This is a genomic window from Buttiauxella agrestis (assembly GCF_900446255.1).
Lineage (GTDB): Bacteria > Pseudomonadota > Gammaproteobacteria > Enterobacterales > Enterobacteriaceae > Buttiauxella > Buttiauxella agrestis.
The window spans coordinates 269,045-286,933 of sequence record NZ_UIGI01000002.1; the positions used below are offsets into that span (position 1 = coordinate 269,045).

Here is a 17,889-nt window from a genome sequence, read left to right on the forward strand (position 1 = left end):
AAGCAGTGCGTGAGCACTGCTTTACCCACATAGAATGAGATCTTCCCATGTCTTCATTATTGCTTCGCCTGAGTGATAACCATCCGCGCATTGAAACAGATAGTTACCGGACTGAAGACAAAAGCATCTGGTTACTCGATGAGCTCAAGATGCTTTTGTCTTCACGTTCACGTTTTGCCCATATTGAGGATATTCCTCTGGTCAATGCCTCCATTCTAAATTATGGCATTGATGAGTCCGTCTCGCAGATCAGTGAGCTGGGTGAACGAAAACAGGTCATTGAAACACGGATTAAAAAGGCATTACAGCGTTTCGAACCTCGTTTAACCGAAGTAGATATTATCACCAAAATGGATAACCCTGCTCATGTCATATTCGAAATAAATGGCCTCTGTAATTTGATACCAGTGAAAATTGAACTGGTATGGGATGACTGTATGGGTAGGTTTTACTTCAATGAATAGGCTACTGCCGTATTACCAGAAGGAGCTAGCCTTTCTGAAACAGCATGGGAAGGCCTTTGCCAACCGCTTCCCGAAAATTGCCAGACGCCTCGGTATGATCAACGGCGAGTCTGAAGATCCGCATGTGGAAAGAATCATCGAATCTTTCGCCTTGCTCACTTCGCGTATTCATCAGCGTTTAGACGATGACATGCCTGAAGTCACAGAAGCATTGCTTACCACGCTCGCTCCGCAGTTTTTGCGCGCTATACCTTCAACCTGTATTGTGACGATTGAGCCAGACCGGCAGACAAGCGGTATCACTGACAAAAATACCATCGCGGCAGGAACTCCGTTATTTTCACGCCATATCGACGAAGGAGTTTGCCAGTTTCAGACCGTTTATCCGGTTGAACTATTACCATTGTCAGTGAAGCATGCTCTCCTCCAGTTTGAGAAAGACGACCTTAACTGGCATTTGTACCTTGATTTTCAGGTATGGTCAGGTGCTACGGTGACCGGTGAAACGCTCCGCGTTTTTTTACACGGCCCAAGTAATGCGGTAAATATTCTCTATACCCTGCTGTGCTCGGCAATAAATACGCTGACTCTGCGCAATGATGATACGGTTTATTCGCTCAAAAGTGAGGCGGTAAGACCGGTGGGTTTTCAGCAGCAAGAGAGCTTGATTAAGCAGGATCCGCGCATCTTGCCGATTCATGTCCTGTTGCAGGATTATTTTTTCTTCCCCCAAAAATTCCATTTTCTGGATATCCAACTGCCGGCAGCATTCAGTGGTACATCAAACAGCACATTTCGACTGGAAGCCGTGTTTAACCGTTCGCACCTCAATCATTCACTCGAAAAGCTGGCGGAGATTATCGATGCCGATTTTTTCCGGCTCCACTGCTCACCGGCCATTAACCTATTCACGCAGCGCGCAGAACCCATAACCCTGACTGAAAGCACGGCAGAATACCCAATTATCCCGGATATTCGTTATCAGCATCAGGTGGATGTATGGGCCATTAACCATGTTTTTGTCCAGAGCAGACAAGACAATGATATCGCTGTACATCCCGTTCAACCCCTCTTTGGTATTGATCACTCTCGCCTGGAAGGAAACACGGGGATTTACTGGCAAAGCTTCCAACGTGAAACGCTGACTGACAAGGGACCGGACAGCAAAACTTTTATTGCTTTCGCCAACCGTAATATGGAACCAGGCACGCCAAAGGCCGATATCATTACCATCAGCCTGACCTGCACCAATCACACCATCCCGAACCAAATGAAAAATGGTCATCCTGAAGGGGATTTTGATTCAGACCTGCCTCTTGCTGGGTTAAAAATCAGTGCATTAAGTCGTCCGACACGGCCCGTGACACCTGCTGCCAAAAGTGCTTTGCGCTGGCGATTAATTTCCCAGTTATCCCTCAACCATATGCTATTAAGCGGCAACCAAGGGGTGGATGTTCTGCGGGAAACATTGATGCTGTACAACTTTCACAATCAACCTGCTATCACCCGCATCATCAATATGATCCTGCAGCTTGAGGTTGAGTCCATCACAGCCAGATTAGTCGCCCATGATCCTTGTACCACGGCACGTGGCATTGCACTGACCCTAACCTTCAGCCATGAAGCGTTGAACGAACCTGAATATTACCTGCTGTGCTGTTTCCTGGAACACTTCCTTGGTCTGTATGCACCGGTCAATAGCTTCACACGTGTGACAACCCTTATTGAGCACGAAGAACATACGCGCCATAACTGGCCGATCCGCGCAGGAAAACTGTCATGGATTTAACGCGCATCACCAGCCGGTTCAACTTTTATCAACAGCTCAGAACCCTGCTGCGCAAGCTTCGTGATGGTAAAACGCCTGAGCCTGAGGTGCTCAATAGCAAACTAAAGCTTATCTCTTCACTGTCGATGGAAACACCGCAGGGTCAAATTGCAAGTATTCGGCAGGACACATCAGAAGATCCGCTTAGCATCACGCTGTGGCAAAACGGATTGACGGGCGCTATGGGCGCGTTACCCAACGCCTACAGCGAGTGGATGATCGAGCGGCACTATCGCTATGGCGACCACGGTGCAAAGGATTTTTTGGATATATTTGGGCACCGACTCTATTGCCTGGATTACCTTGCCTGGCAAAAAAATCATCTTTATGCCCATGCAGAGTCAGACCAGCCACCACCATTGAAGCAGGCGACGCTGGCGCTCAGCGGCTTACTTACTTCCCCCTCAATGTTTGGTGGAGAAACCTATGCACACCTGTTTGCGGCCCCGGTTCGTTCACTCGTCAATCTGGAGGTGTGGCTTAGTCATTATTACGGCGTCCCCGCGCGCATTAATCCTTTTACCGGTTGCTGGAAAATCATTGATGACACCGAAATCTGTCGACTGGGTCAGCCCGTGCAGACGCTGGAAACCGCGCCGATGATAGGCCGCGCCCGGTGGGAGGTACAGTCACACTTTGACGTCACCTTTGGACCTATGGAGCAGGTTATGTCTCACCACTTTATCCCTCAGGGAAAGTTCTATCAGGGCCTCTGGTCACGTATCCGTGAATATGTCGGCCCAGGATTGGATTTCACCGTCCACCTCAATGTCAGCAATCGCAATCAGTCACTGGTGCCGTTGGGGACAGGACAATTAGGGTTGAATATGTGTATTGGCTATAACGATCCGACACAGATGCACCAAATCTGTCTGCCGATGTACACCCCAGACCAAGGAAGATAAACATGTCACATGTCTCTCAAAAAAATCACTTCTTGCACTGGAACGGTTCAGTGGCAGGCGACTTATTACTGATGTCGCTAAACGGCAGCGAATCCGTTTCTATGCCTTATTGCTATCAACTGCGTTCGTTGACCGAGTTGAAAGAAAAAGAGATCGCAGCGCTGCACGGTAAAGCGTTTTCTTGCCAGATTGGCGATGGGTTACACAACAGCCCTCAGCGCTACCTGCATGGTATTGCCACCCATATTCAGCGTGACCGAGATGCGAATGGAAACGCAGTATGTACACTCCGGCTGGAGCCTGCTTTTGCCTTACTGCGTATGGGTCGTTCGATGCGTGTTTGGCAAAACATCAGCGTGCCAGATCTGGTCAAAAAACTGCTTGGCGAACGCCGTATCAACCAGCTTGATATCCAACTGCATAACACCTATCAGAAACGCGAGTATTGTATGCAATATCGCGAATCTGACTTTGACTTTATCAGCCGCCTGCTGGAAGAAGAAGGCATCTACTACTTCTTTAAGCACCAGGAAAATCAACACATCATGGTGCTGACAGATGCTCCAGCCGGCCATCCGATGGCTAACGATTCCAACCTGATCTGGCATCACCAGGGCAAGAATTTGACACCAGGCAACATTGACAGCTGGTCCTCTTGCTCGGGTCTTATTCCCGGAGAAGCCGTATTCACCGGTTACAACACTCAGCAGGCGGCTGCCGTCACTAGCCAGTACACATCCAGGAAAGAAAATAATAGCCTCGATCAGGTGAGCTTTACCGACATCACTCCGTCAGAAGAGCGCGCGATGCTGACGAGCAAAGCCAAAATTACCATGGATGCCTGGGAAGCTAACACTATAGGGTATGAGGCTAACGTTAATGCCTACTGGCTAAGCTGTGGCGAAGTTTTCAATCTGAAAGAACACCCGACGGATAGCGATAGTTATCGTATACAAACCCTCTTCCTCGATGCCAGCAATAATGTAGAAGGCGGTATAGGTGATTACCACTGCGAAATCAAATTACTACGAAACAATGTTACCTGGCGCCCCATTGCTACGCTCAATCCACCCAATATCGGAGGTGTGCTGATAGCCAAAGTGGTTGGCCCCTCTTCCGAAGAAATCCATACCGACGAACAAGGCCGCATCAAGATTCAGTTCCCATGGGATAAAGAAAACAAAAATGATGGCACCAGCTCTTGTTGGGTACGTGTCTCCCAGCCGTGGACCGGCAGCCAATTTGGCGGTCAGTTTATTCCCCGTATTGGAAGCGAAGTGTTGGTCAGCTTTATTCAGGGCAACCCCGACTTTCCTATGGTCATCGGTTCCGTTTACAACGGACAAAACAAATTACCATTCTCCCTACCTGGTGAAAAAACCGAATCCGGATTCGCCTCTCGCAGTACCAATAATGGAGGCATGGACGAAGGCCATCGCCTGAGTTTTAACGACAAGAAAGGTGAAGAGAAGCTGACCATTACCGCCCAAAAAGACCTTCTACTGACAGTGAATAACGACGCTATAAGCGACATTAAACACGAAGTGAAAAGCAAAATTGGCGCAAATCGGGATACCGAGATCGCCAAGGGTAACGACACTCTGGTTCTCAAACAGGGCAACCTGCAGGTCACGCTGGACAAAGGCAATATTGAGCACAAGGTCACGGGGAACATTAGCACTAGTCTGAGCAACGGTAATTACACCCTCACGGCTACCGGCGGCAGTGGAAAAATCAAAACAGACAAAACCTGTGTTATTGAATCCACCCAATCCATCGAGCTGAAAGTGGGTTCTAACAAAATATCCCTTTCACCAAGCGGCATTACCATCAGCGGTACGATGATAAAAATTGAAGGTTCTGGCACCGCTGAACTGAAAGGGGCAATGACCACGGTGCAGGGAAGTGGCATGACGCAGATTAAAGGCGGCATTATCAATATCGGCTAAGGAGCAGTCATGTCTAATTTCACGTATCACCAGGCTACATCGGGGTGGCAGCATAATGCACTCCAGCTTGCCACCACAGGACAATGGGAAGAGGCGCTGACGCTCTGGAGTGAGCAAGCCACGCCCGACAAGCTGAACCTTTGGTTACTTAAACGCCTTGACGGGGTAAAAAATGACTCCAACACGCAGCTACTCGGTGAGATGCGGCGTTGGATTACCGAACCCGAGGAGAAACTGCGTTGGAAAATTTTTCATCACGCAGAAAAAATGGGGTTCGATACGCCAGTGGGCGCACTCGCTCTCTCTCTGTTTTGGTCACAAGGCAGCATGAGCCCTGAAGGGTTAGAGCCAGTCTATCCCGAACCGCATCTCAGTGGGTTGATGCGCCGCTGTGTGTTGTTAATGCTGGCAACTCTTAACAATGACTCTCCCGCCAAAGGCACGACAGCTCTGTTGGCGCAATGGGCTCATCAGGAGAACTTATAATGGCACAGCCCGCAGCACGTGTTTCAGATATGCACGTTTGTCCAATGGTGACCCCGGGGCTACCGCCCATTCCACATGTGGGCGGCCCTATCCTGCCCCCGGGTGTCCCTACTGTACTAATAGGCGGTATGCCTGCTGCCACAGTGGGTTCAATGGCAGTCTGCGTTGGCCCACCGGACAGTATTGTCATGGGCAGCGTAAAAGTCTTAATAGGCAATAAACCGGCAGCACGTATGGGTGATAGCTGTGCCCACGGCGGCACCATCGTCGCAGGCTTTCCTAAAGTACTTATTGGATAAAACATGTCAGATATTCAGCAACAAATAGCCTCTCTGTTGGTACCCATTAACCCGGAACATCCGGCCGGCATCAATATTGAATATGAACAAATCTATGACGATATCCGTGAGGCGCGTGAAAGTGACCCGGATTATTTCCCGCAGGACGAATGGACTATTGCCGAACCACGCCAGGCAGACTGGCATAAGGTACGCACCCTGAGTGAAACCGCGCTAACACAACAAAGTAAGGATTTGCAGGTAGCTTGTTGGCTGGCCGAAGCCCTGACTCATTTACAAGGTCTTACCGGAACAAGCAACGGTTTCCACTTCTTGTGTGAGTTTATGACGCGTTTCTGGTTACTGTGCTGGCCTGCGCTGGACGAAGAGGGAGCAACCTACCGCTATAGCAAACTCAGCCGTCTCGATCGGGACATCAGTCAAGCACTTTACACTTCTTCTCTACTCAGACAGCCGGAATCTTCGCTGGCCCATTGGCGTAAGGTATTAGCATTCGAGCATAAAATTTCTACCAGGCCGGATTCGCGTAACGAGTTAATTGCCAAAGATGGTGATCTAACCATGGAAAGTTTTGACCGACTTGCCGCCGCGTTTTCTTCAATTGAGATCAGCAAACAGGCCGACACACTCGAAAGACTTCAGGAGCAACTAGACCGGCTGGAGGCTACCTACTTCTCACTGAGTCAGAGAGAGCCACACGCCCTGTTCGCACAGACGCGTCAAACAGTGAGCGAAATAGCTGATTTTCTACAACGACTTGCTGCACGAGCCATTCCGGTCGACAACGATTTGATGAGACTCAATTTTGCAGACAACCCGGCAGAAGCGGACAACATTGAGGCTTACGATATCCCGGTCAGAAATAAGGAGTTGTCACGAGATTTAGCTATCAGCCAGATGCTGGCTATTGCCCAGTTTTTCCGCCAGACCGAACCCTCAAGTCCCGTGCCATTTTTGATGGATAGGGCCGCACGCTGGGCAAACATGACACTCACTGACTGGCTGGAAGAAATGCTGACCGATAGTGGCAGCCTGCGTGAAATCAACAATGTACTCAAAGGGCAACAACAGTAATGAAAGGCATCAAGATTTCTTCACTGCTGTTTGCCATGAGCATGACGCTGGGCGGTTGTTCATCCGATACACCTTCCCAACAGCAGGCAATCGATCAAGTAGCCTCGCCGTTTAGCCAAGGAGCGATCACGCTCAACCTGACCGCCGAGCCTGGCCTGAACGCTTGGAATGAGATCGCTAATAGCTGCACTGTACTGATCATTCAGGCACAGAACGCCAGCACGCTTAATAAACTCATGTCCAGCCCTGTTCAGCTAAAAAGCCTGTTTAGCGGAGCCGGTACTGAAGACGGCATCTTAAAAGTCGACCGCTATCCCGCTATGCCGGGACAGCAAACCACGCTGCACATCGACCGCAGCGAAAATACCCGTCAGATAGCTATTGTCGCAGGGTACTACCCATTCCCCCAAAAACAGCACATGGCGCAAATAGCGATCCCTGTCGTTACGCGTAGCGAAGGATGGATAGGGAAGGAATGGTTCGCTGAGTTGGCACCGTTGACGCTCGACATCACGCTCGGCAGCCAAAGTATCACCCAGATAAAAGGGGCGCAGCTCGAACCGGTCGTTATGGTGCAAACGGAACTTGCTGCAAGTCCGGAAAAGTCAGCGGCTCCACAAACGGATCTAAGTCTCTCGTCAATAAAACAAAACATCTCGTCAATGGTGAAAGAGAAATAGCATGTACTCGGAACAACAACAGATTTTTTGGTACTCAGGGCTTTACCTGCAGCCCCAGCATTTTCAGTCGGTAGACTTGCATCATAGCTACATGTTGGCACAACAGCGCCGACTGGCGCAGCCCTGGAATCTCGGCGTGATACAGTGTGATATCCATTATGAAACCCTGGTCGATTTTTCTTTAAAAATCGACCATCTGCGCATGATTCTGCCTTCTGGTTATTATCTTGAATATCCGGGGAATTGCCTGATCGAAACTTACCAATTCCGTGACAGCTGGAAGCAGCGAGAAAAACCCTTCACGCTATGGTTGGCGCTGCGCCGTTTCGACCCGGAGCATTCAAACGTCAGCAATGGCACCAGCAGTCGCTGGGTCAATTACACCGAAGAAAGTGTGATGAAGGACGTTTATCACAACGGTCCAGAAAGTGCGGTACCTCGCATTGCCTACAATGTTCGTATTCTGAGTGAAGAGGAGAAAGAAACAGCGGTCGATTGCGAATTCGTGCCTCTTGTGCAACTGCGTTACGACAATGATCGCGTGATCCCAGACCCTCTTTTCAGCCCTCCAGCCATAACGCTGGCAGGTTCGCCTTCACTGAAAAAAATGCTCGATGGCTTGTACGCTGAACTCAGTAACCGTGCTCATAAATTTGAAGAATACAAACGTCCGGAGCATATGACTCAGGAGAGCAAAAGCGGCGGAGATATGACCCAGTTACTGACTATGCGCTCTTTAAACCGCACGCTGCCGCTACTTAATCACTACTGTAAAACACCGACTATGCACCCATGGGCTATCTACGGTTTACTGGTGCAACTGGTGGGGGAACTCTCCTCCTTTAACGATATGTGTTCGTTTACCGGTGAATGGTTGGACGGTAGCTCACCACTACTGTCTTACGATCACTATCGTTTGATTGACTGCTTCACAAGCGTGAAAAGTAATTTGATTGCTCTACTTAACGGCCTGGAGCTGGAAGATAACACTTGGATCACTCTGGAATCTGACGAGCAGGGGATCTATCACGGTGACCTGCATCATATGCAAACTCAACAGGCCAGCACCATTTTGCTGTTGCTGCGCTCGGATAAACTCGACGCGTGGCGAATTCATGCACCGGACAGCACCGAATTTAAAATTGCCACGAGTGCAGCCATCAGCAGCCTGATCCAGCATGCATTACCGGGTCTGGTTTCTCGGTGGGAGACCCCCTCTCCGCGCGGTGTACCTAACCGAAAAGACTCCTTTTACTTTGCGATGAATCAACACGAAGAGTTGTGGAAAACCATCGAAAAGCAGAAAAACATAGCTTTCTACTGGGCCGATGCTCCCGATGACCTCCAGGTGAAACTGGTATTTATGGTGCCCTCATGATGCGACTCCTCGATTGTTACCTGCCGATATTCAAACTGGCCGCAGAGTTCACCGTTCATCCGGAACAGTCTGCAGATTATGACGATTTTCGCCAACAATGCGTGACCAGCCTGGAACAGGCGGTGCAGGCAGCTGAGCATCAGGACATTTCTGACCACGAAAGAGACATGGCGTTTCTTGCCATCGTCGTCTGGCTGGATGAAACCGTTCTGTGTTCGTCCACTCCACACCGCCAGCGCTGGCGTACTGAGCTGCTGCAACGCGATTATTTTCAGACATCCGTCGGTGGCGAACTCTTTTTTACTTATCTGAATCAGTTAAAAGAAGAGCATCAGCAAGCACGGTTGGTGTTTCTGTTCTGTCTCCAAAGCGGCTTTCACGGCAAATACAGCACACAGCAGGACAGTTCTGCATTAGCTCAACTTATTGAGCAACAGCGCCAGCTCTGTTTGCCAGAAAACTGGCAAACATGGCCAAACAATGCAGAAATTACGCCGGTTTACATCAAAAAACGCTTACTCAATGTATCGGTAAAAAGCCGTTTATGCCTGGCGCTCCTGGGCATAGGGTCACTCTACGGATCGCTTCTACTTCTTCAGTCTTTTTATTTTTTATAAAACATTATGCTAAAAAAATTATTCGTTTTTGCTGGATGGTTGCTTCTACTCTGTCTGGTGCTGCTGTTTTCTTTCTTCATCGGATTGTCGCTGGGCTGGAACACCCTCACTATTTTTAGTGTTTGGCTGGGGATCCTGGTGACGGGAGTCCTGATGCGGGCCACGTTATTATGGTTAATGGGGTTCGTTAAAGAAAAAAAAGTTAAGCATTTCTTCCAGAAATTCCGTCTTTCTCGCCGTGAATACGTGCTGTTCGAACACTGGAAGTCCGGGGCAGCGGTAGTGAAACGCCTTCAGCGTAAGCGACCGGCTATCCCCTGGTATATTCTGCTAGGCGATCGCTGCGGCAAGACCTCGCTACTGGCAGGATCGGGGCTGCCTATGTATTCAAATGATGTGGATGATCGGGAGGTGGTGCCGACGCACACGCTGCGTTGGTGGTTCTTCCGTAACCTGTGTTTTCTCGATCTCTCCAGTAATTTTTTGAATAGTGCGACGACTTCTCACCGCGCATGGAGCAAACTCGTGGGTTGGATCGCGCGTGCGCCCGCCCCATCAGGCGTTGTGATTGCACTCTCCGTGATGGATCTCCTCAATGAAGATATTAGTGCGTTGCATGATAAAGCACGCAAGATTCGCGTTCAGCTCGAACCGTTGACGCACAAGCTTAAACGCCGGCTTCCGCTTTATTTGATGATCACACAGTGCGACCAATATCCAATGTTTAGTCTGTGGATGCAGCAGCTTTCGTCCGCACAGCACAAGCAGGCACTTGGCTATTACTGGTTTACCCCACCTGACGTTGATGGGAAAGATGCCTCCACATTATTACCACTGTTTGCAGCACTGAAAAACGGGCTGGATCTGGCTCGTGTTAGCATGGGTAGCACGCCTATGGCGATCCACCCTGCACTACTGGAATTTCCGGAGGCTTTTACTCGCCTGCAAAACCCGCTGCGAACATTTCTGGCATCACTTTGTGAACCCAACGCTTACTTTACGCCAGCATCTCTCGGCGGTGTGTGGTTTTCTGCATGCGAAAAGCAAGAAACAAACAAAAGCCGTCGCACTTCTTATTTTGTCCATGATCTACTCACGCGTCATTTGCCAGCATTCAGCACCTCGCGTGAAATTGTTTGGCAGCGAAATAAGAAAGTGCGAGCTGCCCTGGGTTACCTGCTACTGCTGGGTTGTGTCGCAGCATTGGGTTACAGTGCGGTGAATAGTATGGCATTGATGCAGCACGACGCCATCAGGCTTCCCCCGGTGCAACTGGCGGAACTGCTGGTGGAAAATGAAAGCCGTTGTCACTCCCCTATCACTTATCTGCCCTTTTCTCTGATATTGGACCGTCAGCATCGGCAGGTTGAACAGCAACTGGCTAAGGAACTTCCACTACGCCCGCTCAGTACTGGATTAGTGCTTACTGCGTATCAACAGCAGTTCAACGTTGCCCCGGCACAAGTGCAACGTCGGATGGTACTCGACCTTGCGCAAACTATCCTTTCCCACCAAAGCATGAGAGATGGCGCTACACTCGAGGAGCTAGGTCAGCAACCGACCACGCCGGACATATTACGTTTAACGGGTACCGCACCTACTGCGACTCCACTCGTACAGTTGGCACTGGACCGCCACATGATGCAACAACCAGCAGGTGCAGACCAGTTAGTGGCCTTACGCCGCCTGCTCGCGACCCTCATCAGGAGCAACCCTGACCTGACTTGGCTGGTTGCGCCAGTTGATTCACTTCCCCCATTCCGGATCAGCGATGACTGGCCGCAAGCGGCAGTAACAACTTCCTTGTCTGGCATATGGACTCATCAGGGAGAAATACAACTCAACAAATGGGTCATCCTGTTTAACCAGGCGCTAGCCAGCCCACAGCCTGAACCGACACTTCAACATTTTATGCAAACTCTGCCGGCTCAACGACAGGATGCCTGGCGTCAGTTTTTACTGAGCGTGTCCCCTTCGTTACAGGCAGTGGAGCCCCACACTTTGCCCCAAAATCAGCTTATCGCACTAAGCCTTGGGCAAAGCCCGTCCATGAAATTTGCTCAATACATTTTGTCTGAACTAGACAATATTCAGGTAGATGATGGCCAGCCATGGCTTAATGAACTTCGTCATATCAACAAATTACGACTGCTGGCTGCTGAAAATCCGACCCTGCAGAAAGTCAATTTCGTCGATGCAAAACTGCGCACTATGTTCGGAAAGTGGTTAACGGGTGCAAATACACAGACTATCAGCCATGCCTATAGCTCACAAATTGATGCATGGCGTAAATGGCAGAGTGCACGGACCCTGTCAGTCAATGAAGCACTAAATCAAGCCGCATTGAGTCCATCGCTGACAGCCGGGCTATTTGAACCGGCGCCAGATGCGAAACCCAGAAATCCACTGATCACACTTTTCGCCAGTTACGACCAACTGCGCAAAACTCTGGAACCCCAAAGCCAGCAGCTCGGCGTGGATGCTGTCTGGGCATTGTATCAAAGTGATGCCAATAACCTACTCGCTCACGCTCTGGCCCGCTCCGGCTGCTGGTTGAATGCGCAGTGGCAAAGCAAAGTGATGTGGCCAATGCGCAAAAATGCAGCGACACAGGATTATGACACTCAACAATTGCTTACCTGGCAGTATCTCGCCGATTTTATGCGCGGCCCGGCCAAAGGGCTGCTAGTCGTTAATGATCAAGGACCCCAGGCCGGTGAATTCCACGGCCAGTCGCTCCCCCTGACGCCAAAGTTCCTGAGTATTGCCAGAAACATTCTCACCCCTGAAGACGTTCTGGACGTTCCTGCTCGTCAAAACACTCAGGGTGAAGATCGGCTCGCCACGCTTAACGACGCGATAGAAAAACTCACCCAAAAACAAAAAACGCTGGAGGAGCATCCCTATACCGTCAGCATCGTCAGCCAACCCGCCACTGTCCCGGAAGGTGCGCGACTGATCCCAACCGGTGTGCGTCTAACGCTGGTCTGTCAGAGTGGTAGCACTGTGCTCGACAGCATGAATTTTGCCGAAACACAGACATTCATCTGGCACCCCGGGCAGTGCACGAGTGTAAAGCTGGAAGTGAAGTTCCCCGGGTTTAATGCCAGCTACACCTATGAAGGTGACAGCGCATGGCCTGACTTCCTCGACGAGTTTTCCCACGGGGATGCCTTACTCGATGTTCAGGATTTTGAAGAAAACGCGGCTCCTCTCGTGCAACTGAATATTAAGCACGTTCTGGTGCGCTTTCAGATCAAAACCTCACAGCCCCTGCAAGACGCATGGCTTGCCTGGCAGAGTCAGAATGATCAACTCATCCAGCTCAGTGAACAGCAACAATTGCTGGTAGAGCAGACTCAAACTCAGCAGCCAGCCTCTGCGTTGCGGGGGAAGCTTTCAACACTGCCGGAAAACACGGCGGAATGTCGGTAATTTATTGAAGGAGAAAGATATGAGCCATTATTTAAAACAAATTGTTCAAAAACTCACTACAGAGAGCCGAGCTAATCTGGATGCTGCTATTAGCATGGCGATTTCGCGTACCCATCATGAAGTAGATATTGAGCACTTATTGTTGTCGGTGATCACTCAGAACAGTAGTCTGATGGAGACCCTCTGTTTAAGTGCCGGGCTTGCACCTGATGCCCTTTTAGGTGCCACCCAGCAAACGCTGAACACTTTACGCAGCGGCAACAGCCGCGCCCCTGTATTTTCCGCAGGCCTGGTCGACTGGCTGGAGAAGGCCTGGCTTCACGCCAGCATTCACTGGGAGCAGGTGTCTCTTACCCCCTCGGTGCTACTGGCATCTATATTGGACGAAAATGCCTTCCCCGATTTAGCTCCCAGTGTCCGTGAAGCACTGACCTGCGACCGAAGTAAAGCTGATCAGATTTTGCTGAATGTCGGCAAAACGGCGCTTGATGCCACCCTACCCGGTGCAGAACAAGCAGGTACGGCACTCAGTAAATTTACCCGTAACCTGAGCGCTCAGGCTCGTACGGGTGAGCTTGATCCGGTGCTGGGACGAGAGCCTGAAATCCGCCAGATGATCGACATTCTGTTACGCCGCCGCCAGAACAACCCGATTCTTACCGGTGAACCAGGTGTAGGAAAAACGGCTTTGGTTGAAGGCCTGGCTCTGCGAATTGCGGCTGGTACAGTACCGGACATTTTAAAGCCAATGGAAGTACTGACTCTGGATTTAGGCCTGCTTCAGTCGGGAGCCAGTGTGAAAGGTGAGTTTGAAAATCGCCTTCAGGGAATAATGAAAGAGATAGCCTGCGCCCCACGACCGATCATTTTATTTATTGACGAAGCCCATACGCTGATTGGTGCTGGCGGCCAGGCAGGGCAAAACGATGCAGCCAATCTGCTCAAACCTGCCCTTGCTCGCGGGGAACTGCGCGTGGTAGCCGCAACAACCTGGATGGAGTATAAAAAATATTTCGAAAAAGATGCTGCCCTGACCCGTCGATTCCAGCTGGTAAAAGTGACGGAACCCGGTATCGAAAGTGCCACCGCTATGTTACGTGCCATTGCACCAGCAATGTCACGCCACCATGGTGTACAGATCCTGGAAAGCGCTATCCATGCTGCCGTAACTCTCTCGAGCCGATATATCTCAGGGCGACAACTGCCAGACAAATCGGTCAGTCTACTCGATACCGCTTGTGCCCGCGTCGCGGTTTCCCAGTCTCATAAACCCAAAGAAATTGAGGATATCGATGCCCTGCTAAGCAATCTGTATACCGAACGAGACTCGCTGATTAAGGAGGGGCTACATGATAAACGTCTGGAACAACTGCTGCAGCGGGAAAGCGAACTCATCAGTGACCTCGCCAGCCTTCAGCCCCAGTGGGAGAAGCAAAAAAACCTGGTACAGGCAACTGCGGCAAAGCAATGATGCCAAATTAACAGCTCAATGGCGCAGTGAGCTCACGCAACTTCATCAGACCAGAGCACTGGTATTTGACTGCGTGGATGCAACCTGCATCGCTGATGTTGTGTCTTCCTGGACCGGGGTGCCACTCGGGCGCATGGTTGAAAATGAACAGCAACAGCTGAGCGAACTGCTTCAACGTCTTGAACAACGGGTGGTCGGTCAGCGTCACGCGCTCTCCACAATTGCGACACAAATTCGCATCAACCGAGCCAATATGAGCGATCCACTAAAACCTACCGGGGTATACATGCTGGCGGGCCCTTCGGGAGTCGGAAAAACTGAGACGGCCTTGGTTCTGGCTGGGCTACTTTATGGCGGCGAACAAAGTCTGGTGACGATCAACATGTCAGAATATCAGGAAGCGCACAGCGTCTCTGGTCTGAAAGGTTCTCCCCCGGGCTATGTGGGTTACGGTCAGGGCGGCGTGCTGACTGAAGCAGTAAAACGTAACCCCTACAGCTGGTCCTGCTTGACCGAAGTAGAAAAAGCGCATCCTGACGTCATGGAGTTGTTTATCAGGTATTCGACAAAGGCGTGATTGAAGATGCGGAAGGCCAGCTCATTAATTTCCGCAACACGCTCATTATCATGACCTCCAACCTCGCCAGTACAAAAATCACCACTGCCTGCGCGGCCGGGAGAAACCTCGCCGAAGCTCTAAAGAGTTGATTAGCCCGGAATTTGAGCAGGTTTCCGCCCGGCGTTAATGGGTCGTATCACATTGATTCCCTATCTGCCTTTACAGCCAGAAACGCTGGCGAAAATCATCAGGATCAAACTTGATCGTATTTGTCAGCGCTACCACAGTGCAAGCCTGGGGGAGGTACAAGTCAGCTACTGCGAAAACGTAATCACCTGGATAGCTGCACTGTGCCAAATGAATCAGAGCGGCGCCCGCGATATCGACCAGGTGTTAACCCGGCATATGTGCCGTTGCTGGCAGACAATCTGTTACAGGATGAGAACAGTCTCAAGGGAAACCTGAAATTGAGTATCAGTAAAGATACAGGGATGAGTTGGAAGCACATGACAAAAATTAATTACGCCGTCAAGCCTGGCGAGCTGAAAATTAATTGCCATGACCCTCGTTATCGCAATGAATTTCTGCTGCTTAGTAACAACGTCCACAGTTGGAAAAATCACGTTCACGACGATCATGGTGGCTGACACAGGAAAAGCAATGCCTGGAGCTCTTTCAGCGATTTGGTTATGACTTGCAAAGCGGAGTGTGGTTTTGCCTGATAAGTTGCCAGCGTCACGGTTGGGCCGGTATTGCCCAATTCCACGCTGTTGCTGGCCGATGCTTTTAACAAGCAACAGCGCCAAGTGTTGGCCCCCAATAGCTGCAATAGATCTGCGTCAACAGATTATCGAATGGTACTGTACCCATGCTGCTCCCTGCATTTATGGCTTGCCACTGCAGTATGCCGAAACGACCATACTGCAGCAACTTGAAGGAGCTGTGTCGATGCTGCTTACAGCACAAGTGATGATCCCGCAGTCGCGCAGCCAGGTGTCACTTCGTAGCCTGCTGATTATTTGCAAGCTAGCAGACAATCACTACAAAACGGGTTTTGGTTCCAAAAGCGACAGTCATCAATGCTCCTCCCATAACTGAGGCTCTCCAGTCAGTTTCTGTAGAGCCTCCGTTACCAGGTAAACGCCCGTTGAAAGCGTTACTTCTGGGGGGAATACAGGTATTGCCTTTACGCTTACTGTCGTTAGTGCTGTGCACTGGCTGGAAAAAACATCTGTAGCTATCAGCTTAACAAAATATGGCCAGGCAATTTTATATCAAAAAGCAGGCTCAACGCGCTTGCCGAGCAAACTGCGAGCCTACCCACCATAAACAGTTGGCATGGTAAATAAGCCAATTAAACAATCTTGAGCAACGCTTGCTGGAGGCTGAACAAAAACGCAAACCTTATATGACTATTTCTGAGCTGAAAACGGAGATTATAAGATGCGGCAGACCTTGCAGCAAGGGGGGCGCCAGTTCAGGGCGCAGTTAGATGATTTGCAAGTAAAGCTCAATAACCAGCAACCTGTTAGCCCTGGGGAGATTAACGCCATCTCACAACACCTACAGCGCTAAATAGTCGTTTAATTCAGTTGACGAACAGACCGTAGTTCAATTTTTATTTAGGGTGGGAATATAATATGTGTAATAAATACCAAAGAGAATTGTAAGTATAACAAAATCGTTTAAACAGATATCAAAATCACTTAATCGGGCCGATAGTCGCAGTCCGTTCAAGTATTCAAAGTGTTGATTGTATTGTAAGATAAAATTTTTAATAGAGCGTATCGAATGGCAAGCGTTGACGTGAAGTGCCCATTTTGGTGAACAGACTGAATTGTTAAAAAACATGGTCTGGGAAAAGCCGGCCATCAGCGTTAACGGTGCCAGATGTGCAGCCGAACTTTTCAGCTCGATTATTCTTATCGCGCCTGCCACCCGGGCATGAAAGAGCAGATCGTTGACCTTGCTATGAACAACTCAGGTATCCGTGATAGCGTAAGCGTATGCCGAGAACCGTATTGACGAAGATAAGTTATTCAGCGGGCAGGACTGCGCGCCATGGCAACAGTTCACCAACCCGGTTTACCGGCCAGTCAGCTATAATATCAAGCACATGGTGAAGGTAACGTTCCGGATCGATTCCGTTCAGTTTGCACGTCCCTATCAGGTTGTACAGCAACGCTCCGCGCTCGCCACCATGGTCAGAGCCGAAGAACAGGTAGTTTTTACGACCCAGACTGATCATCCGCAGAGCATTCTCCGCGATGTTGTTATCCGCTTCAGCCCAGCCGTCGTCTGCGTACGTCAACGCTTGCCACTGGTTCAGTGTATAGGTGAACGCCTTTGCCAGCTCTGAGTGTCGGGACAGGGTTTTCACCTTTTCACGCAGCCAGTTTTCCAGTGATTTAAGAAGCGCTTTCGTTTTCAACTGGCGTTCGGCAAGCCTGTTTCTGCTGGCATTCCCCTGATATCCGCTTCGATGGCATACAACTCGCCGATCCGTTTCAGTGCTTCATCTGTGAGCGCTGAGGGAGTGCGGACGTGAACATCATGGATTTTACGCCGGGCATGGGCCCAGCAGGCTGCTTCCTTTATATGACCTTCCCGGTAGAGTTCGTTGAAGCCTGCATAGGCATCCGCCTGCAGCACACCGCTGAAGCCAGCAAGATGGGTCTGCGGGTGGATGCCTTTTCTGTCCGGGCTGTACGCGAACCACACCGCCGGGGCCAGCGAAGAACCCG

General features: G+C 50.2%; 16 protein-coding genes and 3 pseudogenes. 17 read left to right on the forward strand and 2 right to left on the reverse strand.

Annotated elements, in window-relative coordinates; genetic code table 11:
- Positions 1-47 precede the first annotated feature (47 nt).
- The 14 genes and pseudogenes from DY231_RS24975 to DY231_RS25520 all read left to right on the forward strand — a co-directional run bounded on the left by DY231_RS24975 (position 48) and on the right by DY231_RS25520 (position 15,610).
- Positions 48-464, forward strand: a complete 417-nt coding sequence (locus DY231_RS24975) for a type VI secretion system baseplate subunit TssE (RefSeq protein ID WP_115632167.1) — start codon at positions 48-50, stop codon at positions 462-464.
- A complete protein-coding gene (gene tssF / locus DY231_RS24980; protein ID WP_305954896.1) occupies positions 415-2,253 on the forward strand; it encodes a type VI secretion system baseplate subunit TssF in 1,839 nt (612 codons plus the stop codon). Before DY231_RS24975 ends, tssF begins: the two co-directional genes overlap by 50 nt.
- Positions 2,244-3,197, forward strand: a complete 954-nt coding sequence (gene tssG / locus DY231_RS24985; RefSeq protein ID WP_115632169.1) for a type VI secretion system baseplate subunit TssG — start codon at positions 2,244-2,246, stop codon at positions 3,195-3,197. The genes tssF and tssG overlap by 10 nt, the downstream gene beginning before the upstream one ends.
- 2 nt (positions 3,198-3,199) lie before the next feature.
- The gene (locus DY231_RS24990) at positions 3,200-5,146 is read left to right on the forward strand and encodes a type VI secretion system Vgr family protein (RefSeq protein ID WP_115632170.1); all 1,947 of its coding nucleotides are present in this window, start codon (positions 3,200-3,202) and stop codon (positions 5,144-5,146) included.
- 9 nt (positions 5,147-5,155) lie between these two features.
- Entirely contained in the window at positions 5,156-5,632 is a 477-nt protein-coding gene (locus DY231_RS24995) for a DUF6931 family protein (RefSeq protein ID WP_115632171.1), read from the forward strand.
- On the forward strand, positions 5,632-5,931 hold the full coding sequence (locus tag DY231_RS25000) for a PAAR domain-containing protein (RefSeq protein ID WP_172588761.1): 300 nt from the start codon (positions 5,632-5,634) through the stop codon (positions 5,929-5,931). Before DY231_RS24995 ends, DY231_RS25000 begins: the two co-directional genes overlap by 1 nt.
- A 3-nt stretch (positions 5,932-5,934) precedes the next feature.
- The gene (tssA, locus tag DY231_RS25005) at positions 5,935-7,005 is read left to right on the forward strand and encodes a type VI secretion system protein TssA (RefSeq protein ID WP_115632172.1); all 1,071 of its coding nucleotides are present in this window, start codon (positions 5,935-5,937) and stop codon (positions 7,003-7,005) included.
- A complete protein-coding gene (locus DY231_RS25010) occupies positions 7,005-7,685 on the forward strand; it encodes a type VI secretion lipoprotein TssJ (RefSeq protein WP_115632173.1) in 681 nt (226 codons plus the stop codon). The genes tssA and DY231_RS25010 overlap by 1 nt, the downstream gene beginning before the upstream one ends.
- Position 7,686: 1 nt before the next feature.
- Positions 7,687-9,063: a type VI secretion system baseplate subunit TssK gene (gene tssK / locus DY231_RS25015; protein ID WP_115632174.1), complete on the forward strand. Its 1,377-nt coding sequence runs from the start codon at positions 7,687-7,689 to the stop codon at positions 9,061-9,063.
- Entirely contained in the window at positions 9,060-9,680 is a 621-nt protein-coding gene (locus tag DY231_RS25020; protein WP_256682726.1) for a DotU family type IV/VI secretion system protein, read from the forward strand. The genes tssK and DY231_RS25020 overlap by 4 nt, the downstream gene beginning before the upstream one ends.
- 153 nt (positions 9,681-9,833) lie before the next feature.
- On the forward strand, positions 9,834-13,115 hold the full coding sequence (locus DY231_RS25025) for a type VI secretion protein IcmF/TssM N-terminal domain-containing protein (protein WP_256682740.1): 3,282 nt from the start codon (positions 9,834-9,836) through the stop codon (positions 13,113-13,115).
- A gap of 19 nt (positions 13,116-13,134) precedes the next feature.
- A complete protein-coding gene (locus DY231_RS25505; RefSeq protein WP_256682741.1) occupies positions 13,135-14,586 on the forward strand; it encodes a Clp protease N-terminal domain-containing protein in 1,452 nt (483 codons plus the stop codon).
- A gap of 286 nt (positions 14,587-14,872) precedes the next feature.
- A pseudogene (locus DY231_RS25665) lies at positions 14,873-15,294 on the forward strand (AAA family ATPase).
- Positions 15,295-15,331: 37 nt separating this feature from the next.
- Positions 15,332-15,610, forward strand: coding sequence for a ClpB D2-like domain containing protein (locus tag DY231_RS25520; protein ID WP_256682744.1), 279 nt, complete (start codon positions 15,332-15,334; stop codon positions 15,608-15,610).
- On the opposite strand, the gene DY231_RS25525 is transcribed toward DY231_RS25520, so the two are convergent.
- Positions 15,577-15,951 (reverse strand): hypothetical protein, encoded by a 375-nt coding sequence (locus DY231_RS25525; RefSeq protein WP_256682745.1) that lies wholly within the window; start codon positions 15,949-15,951, stop codon positions 15,577-15,579. The two genes, DY231_RS25520 and DY231_RS25525, sit on opposite strands and share 34 nt — an antisense overlap.
- A gap of 142 nt (positions 15,952-16,093) precedes the next feature.
- Between DY231_RS25525 and DY231_RS25295 the strand changes: the two genes are divergently transcribed.
- The 3 genes and pseudogenes from DY231_RS25295 to DY231_RS25040 all read left to right on the forward strand — a co-directional run.
- Positions 16,094-16,243 (forward strand): hypothetical protein, encoded by a 150-nt coding sequence (locus DY231_RS25295; protein ID WP_172588763.1) that lies wholly within the window; start codon positions 16,094-16,096, stop codon positions 16,241-16,243.
- Between the two features lie 345 nt (positions 16,244-16,588).
- Positions 16,589-16,720: a hypothetical protein gene (locus tag DY231_RS25530; RefSeq protein ID WP_256682746.1), complete on the forward strand. Its 132-nt coding sequence runs from the start codon at positions 16,589-16,591 to the stop codon at positions 16,718-16,720.
- Between the two features lie 216 nt (positions 16,721-16,936).
- A pseudogene (locus DY231_RS25040) lies at positions 16,937-17,137 on the forward strand (IS1 family transposase); the annotation flags it as partial.
- Between the two features lie 43 nt (positions 17,138-17,180).
- Here DY231_RS25040 and tnpC read toward each other — a convergent pair.
- Positions 17,181-17,889: pseudogene (gene tnpC, locus DY231_RS25045) on the reverse strand (IS66 family transposase); the annotation flags it as partial.

What these genes read in the sequence shown, in the direction of transcription:
- tssK (WP_115632174.1), top strand. Translation starts at nt 7,687, where the DNA reads ATGTACTCGGAACAACAACAGATTTTTTGGTACTCAGGGCTTTACCTG.
- DY231_RS25020 (WP_256682726.1), top strand. Translation starts at nt 9,060, where the DNA reads ATGATGCGACTCCTCGATTGTTACCTGCCGATATTCAAACTGGCCGCA.
- DY231_RS24975 (WP_115632167.1), top strand. Translation starts at nt 48, where the DNA reads ATGTCTTCATTATTGCTTCGCCTGAGTGATAACCATCCGCGCATTGAA.
- DY231_RS24995 (WP_115632171.1), top strand. Translation starts at nt 5,156, where the DNA reads ATGTCTAATTTCACGTATCACCAGGCTACATCGGGGTGGCAGCATAAT.
- DY231_RS24990 (WP_115632170.1), top strand. Translation starts at nt 3,200, where the DNA reads ATGTCACATGTCTCTCAAAAAAATCACTTCTTGCACTGGAACGGTTCA.
- DY231_RS25000 (WP_172588761.1), top strand. Translation starts at nt 5,632, where the DNA reads ATGGCACAGCCCGCAGCACGTGTTTCAGATATGCACGTTTGTCCAATG.
- DY231_RS25505 (WP_256682741.1), top strand. Translation starts at nt 13,135, where the DNA reads ATGAGCCATTATTTAAAACAAATTGTTCAAAAACTCACTACAGAGAGC.
- DY231_RS25295 (WP_172588763.1), top strand. Translation starts at nt 16,094, where the DNA reads ATGCTGCTTACAGCACAAGTGATGATCCCGCAGTCGCGCAGCCAGGTG.
- DY231_RS25530 (WP_256682746.1), top strand. Translation starts at nt 16,589, where the DNA reads ATGCGGCAGACCTTGCAGCAAGGGGGGCGCCAGTTCAGGGCGCAGTTA.
- DY231_RS25520 (WP_256682744.1), top strand. Translation starts at nt 15,332, where the DNA reads ATGGGTCGTATCACATTGATTCCCTATCTGCCTTTACAGCCAGAAACG.
- DY231_RS25025 (WP_256682740.1), top strand. Translation starts at nt 9,834, where the DNA reads ATGCGGGCCACGTTATTATGGTTAATGGGGTTCGTTAAAGAAAAAAAA.
- tssG (WP_115632169.1), top strand. Translation starts at nt 2,244, where the DNA reads ATGGATTTAACGCGCATCACCAGCCGGTTCAACTTTTATCAACAGCTC.
- DY231_RS25010 (WP_115632173.1), top strand. Translation starts at nt 7,005, where the DNA reads ATGAAAGGCATCAAGATTTCTTCACTGCTGTTTGCCATGAGCATGACG.
- tssA (WP_115632172.1), top strand. Translation starts at nt 5,935, where the DNA reads ATGTCAGATATTCAGCAACAAATAGCCTCTCTGTTGGTACCCATTAAC.